Genomic DNA, 681 nt, shown 5'->3' on the forward strand with positions numbered 1-681 from the left:
CACCATCGTAGTTGACGGTATTTTGCTCTTGGCTATTGATGTTTCTTGACGGACGAGCTTCGGCTTCCCACTGCGCGCGCGCAGATAAAACCCCCGTCGCAAATCCACCTGCCACACCTTCAATACTGGCTTTCTTCGCAGCGTCAGTGACATCCAAGAATCGTGGTAGCGCTGCAACTGCCAATAAACCGACAACCACAATCACCACAACCAATTCAACCAAAGAAAAACCGTTTTGATTTTGTTTCATACTCAACCTTTCACTTATAGGTTTTCGGCTATTATACCTATCTTTGAATATCAAAATAGACCAATGCGTCAAAAATAATCATCTGCCATATTTTCGTACACTAATTTTCAATATCTTATGTTGCTGACTTACCACAATTAATAAGCCATTCTGGTAGTTAAATTGACATTGATAGGTTTCATTTATCTTACTYTCGCTTACATTGGTTAAATGAGATTCCAAAATACGACGTTCTGGAGAGTGAAAGTCTAACCATCTCTGACAATCTGGCTGCCCATTTTCACCAATTAAGGGCACCCACCCATAAGTAGAAAGAGGAATGGCTTGTCCATCCATCTCTATCTGCTTAGGTTTTCCCTGCAAGAGCCATTCCTGCTTATACAGGTTTCGCTCGCTCTAACATTCTCTTGACTGAGACTTGGGCTGCCGTT

1 protein-coding gene is annotated in these 681 nt (G+C 42.2%); it reads right to left on the reverse strand.

Annotation, left to right across the window (positions count from 1 at the left end):
* Nucleotides 1–250, reverse strand: a 250-nt coding sequence (locus CIK04_RS28580; protein WP_128824742.1) for a prepilin-type N-terminal cleavage/methylation domain-containing protein, incomplete at its 3' end; no start/stop codon positions are given.
* Nucleotides 251–681: the final 431 nt, after the last annotated feature.

This window comes from Vibrio sp. 03_296 (assembly GCF_002265885.1).